14 protein-coding genes are annotated in these 16,042 nt (G+C 70.5%); 13 read left to right on the top strand and 1 reads right to left on the bottom strand.

What is annotated here, in order from left to right; all coding sequences use genetic code 11:
* Positions 1 to 2: 2 nt before the first annotated feature.
* Positions 3 to 3,551 (bottom strand): hypothetical protein, encoded by a 3,549-nt coding sequence (locus ACJX2R_RS44970; RefSeq protein WP_413104795.1) that lies wholly within the window; start codon positions 3,549 to 3,551, stop codon positions 3 to 5.
* Positions 3,552 to 3,813: 262 nt separating this feature from the next.
* On the opposite strand from ACJX2R_RS44970, the gene ACJX2R_RS44965 reads away from it, so the two are divergent.
* The 13 genes from ACJX2R_RS44965 (at position 3,814) to ACJX2R_RS44905 (ending at position 15,960) form a co-directional block, all read left to right on the top strand.
* Positions 3,814 to 5,382 (top strand): phage tail sheath family protein, encoded by a 1,569-nt coding sequence (locus ACJX2R_RS44965; protein ID WP_413104794.1) that lies wholly within the window; start codon positions 3,814 to 3,816, stop codon positions 5,380 to 5,382.
* A 35-nt stretch (positions 5,383 to 5,417) separates the two neighbouring features.
* On the top strand, positions 5,418 to 5,861 hold the full coding sequence (locus ACJX2R_RS44960; protein ID WP_020866076.1) for a phage tail protein: 444 nt from the start codon (positions 5,418 to 5,420) through the stop codon (positions 5,859 to 5,861).
* Entirely contained in the window at positions 5,861 to 6,307 is a 447-nt protein-coding gene (locus ACJX2R_RS44955; RefSeq protein ID WP_262697657.1) for a hypothetical protein, read from the top strand. The genes ACJX2R_RS44960 and ACJX2R_RS44955 overlap by 1 nt, the downstream gene beginning before the upstream one ends.
* On the top strand, positions 6,304 to 6,447 hold the full coding sequence (locus ACJX2R_RS44950; protein ID WP_198273108.1) for a DUF6760 family protein: 144 nt from the start codon (positions 6,304 to 6,306) through the stop codon (positions 6,445 to 6,447). The genes ACJX2R_RS44955 and ACJX2R_RS44950 overlap by 4 nt, the downstream gene beginning before the upstream one ends.
* A gap of 129 nt (positions 6,448 to 6,576) precedes the next feature.
* Entirely contained in the window at positions 6,577 to 8,151 is a 1,575-nt protein-coding gene (locus ACJX2R_RS44945; RefSeq protein ID WP_413106113.1) for a hypothetical protein, read from the top strand.
* 25 nt (positions 8,152 to 8,176) lie between these two features.
* The gene (locus ACJX2R_RS44940) at positions 8,177 to 8,608 is read left to right on the top strand and encodes a phage tail protein (protein WP_020866080.1); all 432 of its coding nucleotides are present in this window, start codon (positions 8,177 to 8,179) and stop codon (positions 8,606 to 8,608) included.
* A 3-nt stretch (positions 8,609 to 8,611) separates the two neighbouring features.
* A complete protein-coding gene (locus tag ACJX2R_RS44935) occupies positions 8,612 to 9,445 on the top strand; it encodes a peptidase M23 (RefSeq protein ID WP_413104793.1) in 834 nt (277 codons plus the stop codon).
* A gap of 3 nt (positions 9,446 to 9,448) precedes the next feature.
* On the top strand, positions 9,449 to 11,368 hold the full coding sequence (locus tag ACJX2R_RS44930; RefSeq protein WP_413104792.1) for a VgrG-related protein: 1,920 nt from the start codon (positions 9,449 to 9,451) through the stop codon (positions 11,366 to 11,368).
* Between the two features lie 79 nt (positions 11,369 to 11,447).
* Positions 11,448 to 11,723, top strand: a complete 276-nt coding sequence (locus tag ACJX2R_RS44925) for a PAAR domain-containing protein (RefSeq protein ID WP_413104791.1) — start codon at positions 11,448 to 11,450, stop codon at positions 11,721 to 11,723.
* A gap of 3 nt (positions 11,724 to 11,726) precedes the next feature.
* Positions 11,727 to 12,134 carry a GPW/gp25 family protein gene (locus ACJX2R_RS44920; RefSeq protein WP_413104790.1) on the top strand — a complete coding sequence of 136 codons (408 nt, stop codon included), beginning with the start codon at positions 11,727 to 11,729 and terminating at the stop codon, positions 12,132 to 12,134.
* Entirely contained in the window at positions 12,131 to 14,110 is a 1,980-nt protein-coding gene (locus ACJX2R_RS44915; protein ID WP_413104789.1) for a putative baseplate assembly protein, read from the top strand. The genes ACJX2R_RS44920 and ACJX2R_RS44915 overlap by 4 nt, the downstream gene beginning before the upstream one ends.
* A complete protein-coding gene (locus ACJX2R_RS44910; RefSeq protein ID WP_413104788.1) occupies positions 14,111 to 14,686 on the top strand; it encodes a phage tail protein in 576 nt (191 codons plus the stop codon).
* 587 nt (positions 14,687 to 15,273) lie between these two features.
* Positions 15,274 to 15,960: an NADase-type glycan-binding domain-containing protein gene (locus ACJX2R_RS44905; RefSeq protein ID WP_413104787.1), complete on the top strand. Its 687-nt coding sequence runs from the start codon at positions 15,274 to 15,276 to the stop codon at positions 15,958 to 15,960.
* The last annotated feature ends 82 nt before the right edge of the window (positions 15,961 to 16,042 follow it).

Genomic DNA, 16,042 nt, shown 5'->3' with positions numbered 1-16,042 from the left:
ACTCACCGGTCCCACTTATCGAACTTGTCCACCACTGTGCCGTGATTGGTCTGCTGCCGATCCTGTGTCACTGATTCGCCATTCTTGTCCACGCACGAAGGGTGGATGTCATGTGGGAACGAACCGTTCCCGTCCCATATCCATTCCATCATCACATTCCGTAGAGCCTGCACGGCTGCGGCCACCGAGCCGCTGCCCGTGAACGCAGTCCCGAGCTCGGTGTGGAACGGACCGGTCGGTCCGCCCTTCTGAACCATAGGCTTATTGTTGAAGGTTTTTCCGTTAATTTTCCCAGTGAAGTAGACAGCGCCGACATGCCCTTGCGGGATGCTGTAATTCTTCCCATTGACCGTCGTCTCGCGCGCGGATTTCGTAGGGAAGAATACAAGATGGGCAGTGTCGCTTCTCAGTGAGTTCTGAGCGTCGATCCACTTGGCCCCGTCGACATGATCCTTGGCGTTCCTCACAACATCCAGAAGATAAGAGGCGGGAAGCCATTCATGGTGTCCGTCCACCGCGTCCCGGAACCTATCACTCACCGCGCTCTTAACCTTGCTGTCCGACCAAGCCGCAGCAAAGAATCCGAAGTCAACGTCGTATTTTTTGCCGTCCAACTCAACGGAAACCACGCCTTCGGGCTTGGCTATCTCCTTCAAAAACTCCAGGGTTCCTACTGCATTCATCGCCGCACGGATAATGTCTTTCTTCTCCTTTGTGTTCAGAGCCGCAACTCCTACCACGCTGGGAGGGCTGGCCTCTGCAATGATGCGGAACTCTCCGGAATTACTTTCTCTGGGCTCAGCGTAAAGTGACTTCAATCCCTTGGGACGCAGCCGCCCGAAAACGTCGGCAATTATGCCATTCAAGAACTCCTTGCTCTTCAGCGGTTTCGATATGGGTTCGGACAGCATCTGACGTGCTTCGCGCTTTACATCCCTGCCCACATCTTTACCCCCTCCCTCGCCCACCTTCTGGTCAACGTCCTTCTTGCCACTGAAATTTCCCTTGGTTTTCTTACCGACCGCCTTGAGTTTGCCCCAGATTTTCTTGGCGGCCCGGACGATTTTGGCGGCGATTTTGTCTATGGCGCGGTTGACCGGGCGGGAGACCTTTTGGAAGACCTGCTTGATCTTGTTGGCCAGGCCACCGATGCCCAGCAACGACGCGAGCAGGCCGATGAGGAGGGGGATGCTGGCGGCCAGGGCTGTTTCGACCATCTTGGGGACGCCGGCTGCGCCGCCATTGGCTATCGCCACGACCGCGTCCAGGACCGCGTTGACGAACTCGATGATCTGGGCGCCCTGGTTCACGATGAACGTGACGATGTCGATGATGCCCTTGACCGCTCGGACGAAGGCGGAGGCGGGGTTGAGGAGGGAGAGGATCCAGGTGATGCCCGCGATGATGACCGTGGGGATCAGATAGGACTTGAGCTCTTCGAGGATGGTGGACTTCAGGTCGCCGGTCTCGGCGGTGATTTCCTTGGCGGCGCCTGCCGGGCCCTCGGTGGCGAGGGCTTTCGCTACCGGGACGGATTGTTCGGCCGCGCTCATGGCCTGGTCGGGGACCCCCTTGCGGGTGATGCGGGCGCGGATGTTCGCCCAGGTCAGGCCCAGCAGGGAGGCGATCAGCTGGATGATGCCCTTGAGGTCGAACTTCGCGGGGATCTCGATTCCGGCTTTGGCGCTCGTGCCCAACAGCCAGGAGACCAGGCCCGTTTGGAGGTGGGTGCCGATGTTGGAGATGAACTGCTGGAGGCCCGCGCCCACCGCGCGGACCAAGTTGCCCAGGAAGCCGATCGGGTCCTTGATGATCTTCATGATGGCGCCGGCAGCCTTGGCCAGGATGCCCATCAGGAGGTTTTTGAGCTCATTGATGGTTTTGATGACGCCGACGACGGCGTCCACGGCCTTCTGGACGAGGCCCTTGTTCGCCTCCTGGAGTTTCTTGATCTCCTCGTCGACCTTGTTGAGGGCCTGGGTGTACTTCTGGGCGAGGGTCTGGACCAGTTGCTTTGATTTGTCGTTGACCTCGGACTCGAGGTCGTCGAACTTTCCGGCGAAGTCCTTCGCCGCGTCCTGGCCGTACTTCTTCAGATCGGCGGGTAGCTTGTCGACCTCCGCCTTCAGTTCGGCGCGGCCCTTGGCGATACGGGCCTTGGCCTTGCCCAGTTCGGTGCCGATCGTGTCGGCGATGGACGAGATGACGCCCTGCATCAGACGTACGTAGAGCTTGCGGGACTCCTGGAAGAGCTGGTTGGCCTCCTCCGGCATGCCGGCGATCTTGTCTTTGGCCCATTTGGCCGGGCCCCAGAAACCGCCGTAGCGCTTGTCCTTGTACTCCTTCATCCGGCGCTTCTGGTCCTTGTTGAAGGCGTCCCGGGCCTTCTTCTCCCCTTCCTCGAACTGTTTGTCCACCTTGCCGTCGAGACCTTCGAGGATGCCCTCGACGTCCTTCTTCGCCGCGTCGAACACCTTCTGGAGCTTTGCGGTGACCTCCTCCCGCTTCTGCTCGTCCTTCGACTTGGCCTCGCCCTTGCCGCCGTCGACCTGTTTGCCCGCGCCCGCGCGGGTGGCGGTCAGGGCGGACATGGCCTGGGCGCCGGCCCCGGCGGCGTGTGATTTCGCCGCTGCCAGTTGCTGCTTCTCCGCCCCGCGGGCCTGCGCCGGTGCCTTCGCCGAGTGCTGTTCCGCCTTCTTCTTCTCGCCCAGGGCGCCGGTGAACTCCGGTTCGTTGCTCTTGGCCAGCTGCTCCTCGGTGACGTCCGCGTCCGCCATCTGCTTGTCGGTCTTCTTCGGGCCCTCGGAGAAGTCCGTGACTTCGGGCGGCTGTTGCTGCGGGGTCGCGTCCGCCGCGTTCGGTGCGCCCGGGTTGGCCGGAGGCTGGTCCGGCTTCATCGGGGTGACCTGCTTCTCCTTGGCCTTCGAGGTGTCCGGAGCGGCCTTCGTGGTCGTTTCTATGTCCTTCGAGGACGCCTTCTTGCCGTCGGTGACCTTGCCGTCGACCTCGCCCTTGATCTTGTCGGCCTTGCCGGAGTCGGCGAACTTATCGGCCTCGTCGAGGTTCTTGGGCGCCTGCGCGGCGATCGCCTCGTTCACCGCCGCGATGAAGCCCGCCTTGTCGAACTCCCCCGGTTTGGCGGCGTTCATCTTCTCCGCGTTGGCCGCCTTGCCCTGCGCCTCCTTGTCGTCCGGCGGAGCCACCGCCGCGTCCTGAGCGGACCGGGACTCCGCGGTCGCGGGGCTGTGCTGGGCCAATTTGCGCTTCTTCGCCGCGACGTCCGACTGGACCTTGCGGAAGCCGGGGGCCTGCGACGGCGGAGGCTTCACCGGCGCCGCGTAGCGCTGGGCGACCAGCCGGGAGACCGCCGCGTTCCCCGCCGCGGCCTGAAGGCGCTGGAGGTGACGGGGGGCCAGGCCGGGAGCGGGGGCGGCCGACGGCGCGGAGACAGCGGAGGGAGCGGTCGCCTGCTCCGGGGCCGGGGGTGGAGCCTTGCGTTCCTTGGGTTCAAGCCCCCCGGGCTTCGCGGACCTCTCCGAGGCAGACTTCATCGCATCATCCGCTCACCGGTCGGCCGGCGGTGCGTCCGCCACATATGCGTCCGCCACATAGGTGTCAGGGTGCTGGGCGGCGCCCGTCAGGCCCGTGGAAGGCCGGGTAGTGGTGGGGGCAAGGCTCGCTGCCCGATGGGGAAAGGGGCTCCGCTGCCTCTTCGGGCAGGGCGGTCTGTACGCGGGGGCGGCCGAATGCCCGTTCCCGGTGATCCTTTGCCCGGGAACAATCGCTCTCGTTTCCCCGGTCGAGGAGAGTGGCATGCCGTCGTACTTGTCCCCGGGTGTCTACGTCGAAGAGGTGGAATCCGGGTCGCGGCCGATCGAGGGGGTCGGGACCTCGGTCGCCGCCTTCATCGGGTTCGCGCAGAAGGGGCCGTTCAACGAGCCGACGCTCATCACCAACTGGACGCAGTTCACCACCATTTTCGGGGACTTCGTCGAGGGCACCTACCTCGCCTCCTCCGTCTACGGTTTCTTCGCCAACGGTGGTGGCATCTGCTACGTCGTGCGCGTCGGCGGCACGGAGGAGGCGGAGTCGGGCGGAGAGCGCGCGGGCACGGCGAAGGAGATCGCCTCGGGGCCTTCGGCGCAGCTCGGGCCGTATGTCGTCCGCCCCCTGCCCGGTGTCACCGGGGAAATCACCGTCGAGGTGGCCGATCCCGAAGGCGACGACCCGCCGCAGGACGTCTTCGCGCTGGTGGTCAAGCACGATGGAGTGGTCGCGGAGACCTACCCGGCCGTGACCACCAAGCGCAGCAAGGAGAACGTGGCCACCCAGGTCAGGGCCCGGTCCCAGCTGATCAGGCTGGAGGAGCCCGGTAAGGGCGCGGCGCCCGCGAGGCCCGAGGCACAAGTGGTGACGCTCGCCGCCTCCCCAGGGGCCGGCCCGGGGGCCGGGGCGGCCGTGGTGCCGGACACGCTGTCGGCTGATGCGTACGTGGGGGATCCCGACCGGCGGACCGGATTCGGCGGTCTGGAGGCGGTCGAGGAGATCACCATGGTGGCCGCGCCGGACCTGATGAGCGCGTATCAGCGTGGTGCGCTGGACCTGGAGGCGGTGATCACCGTACAACGCGGGCTGATCACCCACTGCGAGGCGATGGGCGACCGGATCGCCATCCTCGATCCGCCGCCCGCCCTGAGCCCGCGGCAGATCAAGACCTGGCGCGAGGAGACCACCGGGTTCGACTCCCGGTACGCGACCCTTTACTACCCGTGGATCAAGGTGTTCGACCCGGCCGTGGGCCGGGACGCCTTCGTGCCGCCCAGCGGTCATATCGCGGGGGTGTGGGCGCGGAACGACGAGACGCGCGGGGTCCACAAGGCCCCGGCGAACGAGGTGGTACGGGGCGCCGTCGCCCTCCAGACGCAGATCACCAAGGGCGAGCACGACCTGCTCAACCCCATCGGGCTCAACTGCATCCGCGCCTTCCCCGGCCGCGGCATCCGGGTATGGGGGGCGCGCACCCTCGCCGATGACGCGTCCTGGCGCTATCTCAATGTGCGGCGGCTCTTCAACTACTTGGAGGAGTCGATTCTGGCGGGCACCCAGTGGGTGGTCTTCGAGCCCAACGACGACGCCCTGTGGGCCCGTGTCCGGCGCACCATCTCGGCCTTTCTGGTCAATGAATGGCGCAAGGGCGCGCTCTTCGGGCTGACCCCGGACGAGGCCTTCTATGTGAAATGCGACCGCGAGACCAATCCGCCGGAGTCCATCGACGCCGGCCAAGTCATCTGCGAGGTCGGGGTGGCCCCGGTGAAGCCCGCGGAGTTCGTGGTGTTCCGGCTCGCCCAGCTCTCCGCGGGCACGGGAGCGGTCGACGAGTGATGACCACCACGGCCGAGCGATCCTAGGAGGCTGATATGCCGCTCCCCGAACTCGACAGCTCCGTAGGCCATTCCTTCGGACTGGAATTCGACAGCGTGCTCATCAGGCAGATCACCGAGGTCAGTGGTCTGAAGATGGAGCAGGACGTGATCGAGCTGAAGCAGAACACCGCCGACGGAAAATACGCGATCAAGAAGCTGCCCGGCCGTCCCAAGGCCGGTGAGGTCACGGTCACCCGCGGTCTGACCGAGGACAACAGCTTCGAGCAGTGGATCAGGGATTCCCGGTTCGGGAAGATGACCAACGCCCGGCGCAACGGCTCCATCATCGTCTACGACTACGAGGGCATTCCGATCAAGCGGTACAAGCTCATCAACGCCTGGCCCAAGTCCCTGGAGATCAGCACCCTCAAGGCCGGTGACACCTCCGTACTCACCGAGAAGCTGGCCATCACCTACGAGAGCGTGGAAGTCGACTGATGCGGCGCACCATCGCGGCATCGCCCGAGCGTCCATCCCCCGAGCGGGCCGGCCCGGACCGGCAGACCGAAACACTGAGGACCGAATTCCCCTTCGAGCTGCCGCGCGGATACGTGGACGAATCCGGAACGGTGCACCGCGACGGCGTCATGCGGCTGGCCACCGCCCGCGATGAGCTGGTCCCGCTGCGGGACGACCGGGTACGGGAGAACTCCGCCTACCTCTCGGTGGTGCTGATCTCCCGGGTGATCACCCGGATCGGCTCGATCGAGGACATCCATCCAGGCATCGTGGAGGATCTGTTCGCCTCCGACCTCGCCTTTCTTCAGGACTTCTACCGCAGGATCAACGCGGAAGGGCACACCAGGGCCGCGGTCACCTGCCCCTCGTGCCAGGAGAACTTCGCGGTGGACCTGTCCGGTGGTGGTCGCCTGGGGGAATCGTGACGTACGCGACCGACCGGATCCACGAGGAGGTCGCGTACCTCGCCTACCACTTCCACTGGTCCCTCGACGAGATCCTCGACCTGGAACACACCGACCGGTTGCGGTACGTGGACCACATCGCCCGGCTGAACGAGCGGTGATGTGAGATGGGATTGCTGTCCTGGCTGGCCGGACACCGGCGGAGCGATACGGGCCCGGCGGCGGACCCGGGGCGCGACGGATCGGAGACGAGTCGCCCGGTGTCGCCGCCCGTGCCGGGGTGGCGGGAGGTGCCACCGTTGCAGCGGACGGTGGCGGAGCCCGAGCTGGTGACCGACCCCGCCGGTTTCCGCACGGGGCTGGGGACGTGGCAGAACGCGTCGTTCCTCGGGACGCTTGGCCACCTGGTGAGCCCGCGGGCGCCGTCGGGGGTGGGGCATGGTCTCGCCACGCCGCCGCCCCCTGCCGATACGCCGAACGCGGCCCGCACACCGCCGACGGTGAGCCGCGAGGTCGGTCCCGTCGTGGCACGGGAGTTCGCCACGCCTCGGAGTGCGCCCGTACAGCGGGTGGCGGAGGGTACGGTCGCCCCGGACGCGCGGGGGACGGAGGGTGCCGTCGCCCCGGACGCGCCGGAGGTGGTCGAGCCGCTGATCTCCGCACGCCCTCCGGACGAACGGATCCGTCAGCTGACCGCACTGCCCCTCACCACGCCCCGGGCCCATACGGAGGCGAGCGACCCACCGGCCGCGTCCCCCTCCCCGCCCTCGCCACCGCTCCAGCGGCCCGCCGCCTTCGGGCTTGGCGAGCCGCTGACCGAGTTGCCGCCGACCGCCCAGCGCGAGCCCGTGGCGAGCACCGGGGCCCTGACGCCCAAGGAACCGGAAGCCGTACCGCCGGAACTGCCGCGCGGCGATGCTCCGTCCAGGCCCCTACTCCCCGACGACCCGCTGGTGGCGCGTACGGCGGACACCGGTCCAGCGCCCGAGCCGACGGCCGCGCCCGCATCCGCGACCACTCCCGTCCCGCTGCGACGGGCCACCGCCGCCGGGACCCCGATCGCGGCCGAACCCACCCGGGCAGCGGATCCGGTGGTGCCGCTGGTGGCACAGCGGTCGGTGCCGCTGTTCTCGGGCCCGCACGAGGTACCTCCCACACCCGGCGGCCCCGCACCCGAGCCGCCGGTCGTGCCGGTGCGGTGGTCCGCCACCCACCCGTCCCCCGCGAGGCCAGAGGTGGCCGCCACCGGCGGGCCGGCGGCCGCATATCACCCGGCGGCACTCAACGCTCAGCGGTCGGTGGCGCCGACGGTCACCGCTCCTCCACCAGCCCCCATCACCCGAGGCCACCGCCCCCTCGCATCGGCACCGCCCACCGCACCAACGGGCCCGGCCCGTCCGCTGGTCGACGCCGGTTCGGTGGCGGTGGCCTCGGGAGTGGCCCAGCGCATGGCGGACGGCTCCGTGGTGTTCCAGCCGCCGCGCGTTCCGCCCGGCCCTTCCCCGCTGGGGATACAGCGGGCGCGGTTCCTCCCGCCCGTACAGCGCGATGCCGAGAGCCCGGAGATCCCCGACATCCCCGACCCTCCCGAGCCGCCTGACCTTCCCGATCCGCCCGATCCGCCCGATCCGCCGCCGTCCGGCCCGTCCTCCGGGCCCGCTCCCGGGCCTTCTTCCGGGGGCGCGCCCCATGACGGCGCCCCCGGAGGGCCGGGGGGACACGGGGACGGCGGCAAGGGCGGTGCGTCACCCAAGGTGGACGACGAGCTGGTCCGCGCGCTGTACGCACCGCTCAGCCGACTGCTGAAGGCGGAGCTGCGGCTGGAGCGCGAACGGGCCGGACATCTGATCAACACCAGGCACTGACAAGTGCGGAGAGAAGGGACACGGCATGCCCGTTACCGATGACCCGGCGGTCAGCGTCTGCTTCGTCGTCACGGTCGACGGCATCGAGCTCGGCTCGTTCAACACCTGTGAGGGGCTGGGCTGCGAGGTGGTGCTCGAACAGCGGGAGGAGGGCGGCAACAACGGCCATCTGTGGCAGCTGCCCACCCGGCTGAAGTACCCCAACATCAAGCTGTCCCGGCCGCTGACCCGTGACACCGAGAAGGTGGCCAAGTGGTTCGCGTCCATGACCACCGGGATCGCCCGCCGCACCGCGCATATCGAGGCGCGGACGGGCGACGGGCACAGGGTGGCCCAGTGGGGTCTGCTCGAGGTGGTTCCGGTGCGCTGGACCGGGCCGTCGTTCAATCCGGAGTCACCCAAGGTGGCCATGGAGACGATCGAGATCGCCCACCACGGCTATGTGATGGAGGGCTGACCCATGAGCTCACCCGTGGCGTTCAGCGCGGCGGGCGGCGGGGCCGCCGCGGGCAGGGCGGGTGGCGGGGCCCGGCCCAAGCTGGAGCACGCCTATCTGGAGCTGCGCACCCCTCCGCCGGGGGGCGGTCTGACACCGGGCGGGCCGTGCGGGCGGATCGACTTCCAGTTCAACCCCAAGGAGCTGAGCCTGACCAAGGCGGCGGCCTGGAAGCGCACTCCGGCCAAGGGGGCGAAGAGCGCGGGGCCGCCCGAGTACCAGGGGCCGCAGCCCAGCAAGCTGACCGTCGAGATGTTCTTCGACGCGAGCGACACCCAGGACACCAGCGTGGTGACCTCGGTGGAGCGGCTGTTCACCTGCTGCGTGCCGACCAGCGAGACCCGGCAGCGGCAGCGGGCCTCGCCGCCGTGGGTGGTGTTCCACTGGGGCGGGCTCACCGGGTTCCCCGGCTATGTCAGCCAAGTCCAGGCGAAATACACCCTGTTCACCACCTCCGGTGTGCCGATCCGCGCGGTGTGCCAGGTGACGATGGAGGAGATCACCGGGGAGACCCCGGGGCAGAACCCGACGTCGGGCGCGCTGCACGCACGCCGGGTGCACCGGGTGCGCACCGGCGACACCCTGCCGCTGCTGGCCTGGCGTGAGTACGGCGATCCGGCGGCCTGGCGCGTCATCGCGGAGACCAATGGGATCGACGATCCGATGCGGCTGCCGGGCGGCTTGGAGCTGCTGCTTCCGGCGCTGGACGAGCTGGACCGCGACAAGCTGGACCGCGACGAGCCGGGCCGCGACGAGCGGCCCGGAGCCCCTGGGGGCGGCCACGGCGGGGGGTGGTGAGCGATGGCGGGGCAGAGCGTCGCCAAGGCGCTGGTGGTGGAGTTCGGCGGCCGTCCGCTCTCCCCCACACTGGTGAACACGCTGGTCGAGGGGTACGTGGACGACAGCCGCACGCTGCCCGATCTGTTCGTACTGCGCTTTCGCGACCCCGGCCGGGTGCTGCTGGAGCAGGCGGGGGTGGAGATCGGCACCGAGGTGCGGCTGCTGGCCGGCGCGGGCGGCGGGTCTTCGCCGCGCCCCCTGCTGACCGGGAACGTCACCGCGCTGGAGGTGGAGATCGACGACACCGGCACCTTCACGGTGGTGCGCGGGCTGGACGAGTCCCACCGGCTCTTCCGGGGCCGTCAGGTGGCCAGCTACCAGAACATGACCCTGGCCGACATCTGTGTCCGGGTGGCCCGGCGGGCGGGGCTGAAGCCGGGGAAGGTCGATGTGGCGGGCCCGGTGCTGGAGCACGTGGCGCAGCCGAACATCAGCGACTGGGAGTTCCTCCGCGGGCTCGCCGAGGAGGCGGGCGCGCAGGTGTATGTGACGGACGGACGGCTGCATGTGGCAAAGCCGACCGAGGCGGGCGGCGCCCCGGACACCTCGGCGCGCGCCGCCCGCGATCCCCTGGTGCTGGAGATGGGGGACAATCTGCTGCGCTGCCGGGCCGGGGTGTCGGCGGCCGAGCAGGTGTCCACGGTCGAGGTGCGGGGCTGGGACGTGAAGACCAAGCAGCCGCTGGTGGGCCGCGCGGACGCGGGCCGGGCCGCGACGCTGGACCTGGGGGTGACGGCGGCGGAGGTAGCGCGGCCGTTCGGCGAGGCGAGCTTTGTGGTGTCCGACGCGCCGTACGGGCAGCAGGCGCAGGTGGACCAGGCCGCGAAGGCCCTCGCGGCGCGGATCGCGGGGTCGTTCGCCGAGCTGGAGGCGGTGATCCGGGGCAATCCGGAGGTTCGGGCGGGTGGCGCGGTCACCCTGGCCGGGGTCGGCAAACCCTTCGAGGGGCGCTACACCGTCACCTCCTCGCGGCATGTGTTCGACCCGGTGCGCGGCTATGAGACCTGGGTGACGGTCTCCGGGCAGCAGGAGCGTTCGCTGTTCGGGCTGACCGGCGGCGGGTCCGGTGATGGCGCGGAGACCGGCTCCCGGTGTTCGGGGCTGGCCAATGGCACGGTCACCGACACCAAGGACCCCGACGGGCTCGGCCGGGTCAAGGTGCGGTTCCCCTGGCTGTCCGACGAGTACGCGAGCGACTGGGCACGCACCGCCCAGGCGGGCGGGACCGGTGGCGGGGAGGCGTTCATCCCCGAGGTGGGCGACGAAGTGCTGATCGGTTTCGAGCAGGGCCATCTGGACCGCCCGTATGTGCTCGCCGGTCTCTACAACGGCAAGGACAAACCGGGGCAGGGGCAGGGCGCTTCGGGGCAGGGGCAGGGTCTCGGTCCCCAGCAGGGCCAGGGCGACGGCCAGGACGCGGAGGCGGTCGACCCCACCAGCGGTGCGGTCAACAAGCGTGCGTTCGGCTCCCGTGGCGGCAACAAGCTGGAGCTGCTCGACGCGGCGAACGGCCCGCAGGGCGTACGGCTGGTCACCGGCGACGGGAAGCTCAGGATCAACCTCGACCGCAAGGGCACGGCCATCGTGGTGCACAGCGACGGCACGGTGGAGATCGAGGCCGAGGAGCAGGTGTCCATCAAGGCGGGCAGCGGGGTGTCCCTCGACGCGGGCGACGGCGCGCTGGAGCTGGGCGGCGCCACGGTGAAGCTGACCGCCCGCGACGGCGTGCAGGTGGACGGCGGCAACGGCCGGCTGAAGCTGTCCACCGGGGGTGCCGTGGAGGTGCGGGGCGGTCAGGTGGCGGTCGCCGGCACCACCCGCACCGAGCTCAAGGGCGGGGACTCACTCTCCGTCAACGCGCCCATGGTGCGCATCAACTGACCCCGCACGACACGGCGAAGATGCGCGAAGAGACGCGAAGAGACGCGAAGAGACAGCGACCGGGCAGGGGGCACAGCACATGCCAGCAGCCGCACGCGTCGGCGATCCCACCGGCCACCCCGGGGTGGTCGGCCCGCCCGGGGAGCCCACCGTACTGATCGGCGGGCGACCCGCGGCCACCGTGGGCAGCGCCCACCAGTGCGGTTCGCCCGCCGCGCACGGCCCGTCGAAGATCGGCCCGCCCGGCAGCTCCACCGTGCTCATCGGCGGCCGGCCGGCGGCCCGGGTGGGCGACACGGCGGGATGCGGCTCGCCGATCACGTCCGGCTGTCCGAGCGTGCTGATCGGAGGGTGAGGGATGGGTCGGCAGTTCATCGGCGCGGGCTGGGCGTTCCCACCCCGTACGGACGCCACCGGGTCGATCGCGCTGGTCCGGGAGGAGCGGGAGATCGAGGAGTCGATCCGGCTGATCCTGGCCACCTCGCCCGGCGAGCGTCCGATGCGCCCCGAGTTCGGCTGTGCCCTGGGCGACTACGTGTTCGCGCCCGCGGACGCCGGTACGGCCGGGCAGCTGGCCTACGAGGTGCGGCTGGCCCTGGAGCGGTGGGAGCCGCGGATCGAAGTGGCGGACGTCGCCGTGCGCTTCGACGAGGCGGACAACGGAGTGCTCTACATCGACATCAACTACGCGGTGCGCGGCTCCAACGACCCGCGCAACCTCGTGTTCCCGTTCTATGTGATCCCGCACAGCGAGGAGGGCGGATGACGCTCCCCAGCCCCAACCTGGACGACCGGAGGTTCCAGGGATTGGTGGACGAGGCCAAGCGGCTGGTGCAGCAGCGGTGCCCGGAGTGGACCGACCACAATGTCTCCGATCCGGGCGTCACGCTCATCGAGGCGTTCGCCACCATGGTCGACCAGCTGGTGTACCGGCTCAACCGGGTGCCGGACAAGAACTACCTGGCCTTCCTCGACCTGATCGGGGTGCGGCTGTATCCGCCGACGGCGGCGCGCACCGAGGCCACGTTCTGGCTGTCGGCACCGCAGCCGGAGCCGGTGCGGATCCAGGCGGGCACGGAGGTGGCCACGGTGCGCACCGAGACCGAGGAGGCGGTGGTCTTCACCACCGGCCGGGACCTGTCGGTGGTGCCGTGCGAGCTGAACCACCTGGCCACCTGGCCGGCCACCGGCGATGCCACCAACCGCTCGGAGGAGCTGGGGCTGGGCCGCGACGTGCCCTGTTTCGGCCGTACGCCCACCCCCGGGGACTGTCTCTACCTCGGCCTCTCCCAGCCGGTGCCGGGCTGCGCGGTGGTGCTGCGCCTGGACTGCCGGGTGGACGGGGTGGGTGTGGATCCGCGCCGCCCGCCGCTGCTGTGGGAGGCGTGGGACGGGAGCGCCTGGGTCTCCTGCGAGGTGGAGAAGGACGACACGGGCGGGTTCAACAAGGCGGGCGAGGTCATCCTGCATGTGCCGGCCACCCACACCGCCTCGGTGCTGGTGCGCGAGTCCGGAGGGTGGCTGCGCTGCCGGCTGCTGGAAGCGGCGGCGGACCAGCCCACCTATGTGGCGTCCCCGACGGTGCGTCAGGCCAGTGCGTTCACCATCGGCGGCACCGTGGAGGCCGCACACGCCGAGAACGTCGTCGAGGAGGTCCTGGGCCTGTCGGAGGGGGTGCCGGGGCAGGGTTTCCGGGTGGCGCGGCCCCCGGTGGTGGCGGGTGAGGAGCCGTTCGTGGTGGAGGTGGCCGAGGGCCACGGCTGGGTGGAGTGGACACGGGTGGACAATTTCGCGCACTCCTCCCCGTACGACCGGCACATCACGCTGGACCCCAACTCCGGGCAGGTGGACTTCGGCCCGGCGGTGCGGGAGCCCGACGGCACCCTGCGGCTGTTCGGGGCGGTGCCGCCGAAGGGCTCCCCGGTGCGGGTGCGCGCCTACCGTACGGGCGGTGGACACCGGGGCAACGTGGCGCGGGGCGCGCTGCGGGTGCTGCGCAGTTCGCTGCCGTATGTGGCGCGGGTGGAGAACCGGCGCCCGGCGCTGGGCGGGGTGGACGGCGAGACGGTGGAGAACGCACGGGTGCGGGGCCCGTTGACGCTGCGCACCCTGCACCGGGCGGTGGTGCCGCACGACTACGAGCAGCTGGCCCGCGAGGTGGCGCCCGACGCCGCCCGGGTGGCGTGCGTACCGGCGGGCGAGGCCGACGGCGGTGGCGGCGGCGACGGGGCGGAGGACCCGGCGGGCGGGGTGCGGCTGCTGGTCGTCCCGGCCGGGCGCGATGACGAGCGGGGGCGGATCCGGTTCGAGGAGCTGATCCCGCCGCCGGACACCCTCGCCATGATCGCGGCCTATCTGGACGAGCGGCGCCCGATCGGCACCCGGCTGTCGGTGGGGCCGCCGTACTACCAGGGCGTCACCGTGGTCGCCTCGGTGAAGGCGGGGCGCGGGGTGTCCGCCGAGCGGCTGCGGGAGGCCGCGCTGACCGCGCTGTACGGCTACTTCAACCCGCTGACCGGCGGGCCGGACGGGCAGGGCTGGCCGTTCGGGCGGCCGGTGCACTCCGGTGAGGTGTTCGCGGTGGTGCAGCGGGTGCCGGGGGTGGATCTCGTCGAGGACGTACGGCTCTTTCCGGCGGACCCGGTGACGGGGCGGCGGGCGGAGGCCACCACGAAGATCGAACTGGACCGGCACGCGCTGGTGTTCAGCTATGAGCACCAGCTGCGGGTACGGGAGGCATGAGTGCGCGGAACACTTCCCGGGCTGCCCACGGCCCATCCCCTGCTCCATCAGCTTCCCGCCGTCTATCTCGACCATCCGTTCCTCGAGCGGTTCCTGAGCGCGCTGGACGAGGTGCTGTCACCGGTGCTGCTCACCCTGGACAATCTGCCCGCGCATCTGCATCCGCGCACCGCGCCCGAGGACCTTCTGGCGTGGCTGGCCGGATGGGTGGCGGTGGAGGTGGACGCGGAGCGCCCGGTCACCCAGCGGCGCGCGGTGGTGTCGAGCGCCGTCACCCGCCACCGTCAGCGGGGCACCCGGGAGGGGCTGGCGGCGGCCGTGCGCGTGGAGACCGGGCTGGAACCGGACATCACCGAGAGCGGCGCCACGGGCTGGTCCACCGAACCGGGCTCGCCGCTGCCCGGTTCGGCGCGGCCGTGGGTGACGGTGCGGCTCACGGTTCCGGACCCGGACGCGGTGGCGCCGACCCGGCTGCGGCTGGAGAAGCTGCTCGCCGCGGAGGTGCCGGCGCATGTCGTCTACCAGGTGGAGGTCACGGCCGAGGGGACCACGGTCGAGGGGACGGAGACGTCATGATCTGCCCCGACTGCGGACACCGCAACGAGGCGGGGGCGCACTTCTGCGCTTCCTGTGAGGCGTTCCTGGCCTGGGACGAGGAGCCCGACGAGCCGGACCGGCGGCCGGGGCCCGCGGCACCGCCCGGTACTCCGCCACCCACCACTCCCCCGCCCGTCGCTCCGCCGCGCACCACGCCGCCACCTGCTCCGTCCGGCGTTCCACCCGCTCCGTCCGGCGCTCCGCCACCCGCTCCGTCCGGCACTCCGCCCGCTCCGCCTCGCACTCCGCCCACTCCGCCACCCGCTCCGCCCGCCTCCGGTACGGGCCAGGGGCCGCGCCCCCCGGATGCCACCGGGACCCCCACCGCCACCCCGCCCACCGCTCCGGCCCCGGTGCGCCCGTCCACCGCCCGGCCGGAGGAGCCCGCGGCGGCGCCCCGGCGGCCCGGAGACCCGCTGGACGACACCGGTACCGGTCCGGACCACCGGCCGGACGCACCGGACCCGCCCCCGGCGGCGCCCCCGAGGCCGGAGGCCCCGCCGCACCGCCCCGGACGCCCGTGTCCCCGGTGCCGTGCGGACAATCCGTCGGGCCGCAGGCTCTGTGTGCGCTGCGGCACCCTGCTCGACTCCGGGCCGCCGGCACCCGGTCCGCCGCGTCCGCTGCCCTGGTGGCGCCGGTTGTTCCGGCGTGACGCCCAGCGTCCGCTGGCCGCGGGCAGCAGGCCCAGGCGCCGGACCTGGCCGCGGCCCCGGCTGACCCTTCCGGTCCTGGTGCTGGTGCTGGCCGCGGCGGCGTGGTTCGCCCGGTCCCAGCTGTCCGACGTCTTCACCTTCACTCAGGACCAGACCGGCGATCCACAGGCGCTGCACCCCGCGACCGTGCGCGGCTCCAGCCAGGCGCCCGGCCACCGGGCCCAGGCGGCCTTCGACGGCTACAACAACCGCTACTGGGCGCCGGCCACCGCGGGCCCTGGTACGGGCGAGTATCTGGAGGCCGGTTTCGACCGGCCGGTGCGGCTGCGGAAGTTGCTGATCACCTCGGGGCGTTCGGCGAAGGCGGATGAGTTCCTGACCCAGGCGCGGCCCTCGGAACTCACCCTCACACTGGTCGACTCCGAGGGCGAGCGCACCACGAAGGGCGTCAACCTACAGGACCGGGCCGGTCAGCAGAGCTTCGATGTGCACGGCTCGGACGTGGTGCGGATCCGGCTGACGGTCGACGCGTCGTACGGCGCCCGGTCGGACCGGCGGTCGGCCATCGCCGAGGTGGAGTTCTTCGGCCGTCAGTGACGGGTGCGCCGCCCCGATGGCCGGTCATGGGCGCCATCTGGCACGCCCGGCGCCCGGCGCGCCGGCGGCCGGGTCAGCGGCG

The organism is Streptomyces sp. Inha503, assembly GCF_047215865.1.
GTDB lineage: Bacteria > Actinomycetota > Actinomycetes > Streptomycetales > Streptomycetaceae > Streptomyces > Streptomyces lycopersici.
The sequence above is the reverse complement of the archived record's forward strand: the minus strand, read 5'-3'. Positions and strand labels throughout refer to the sequence as shown.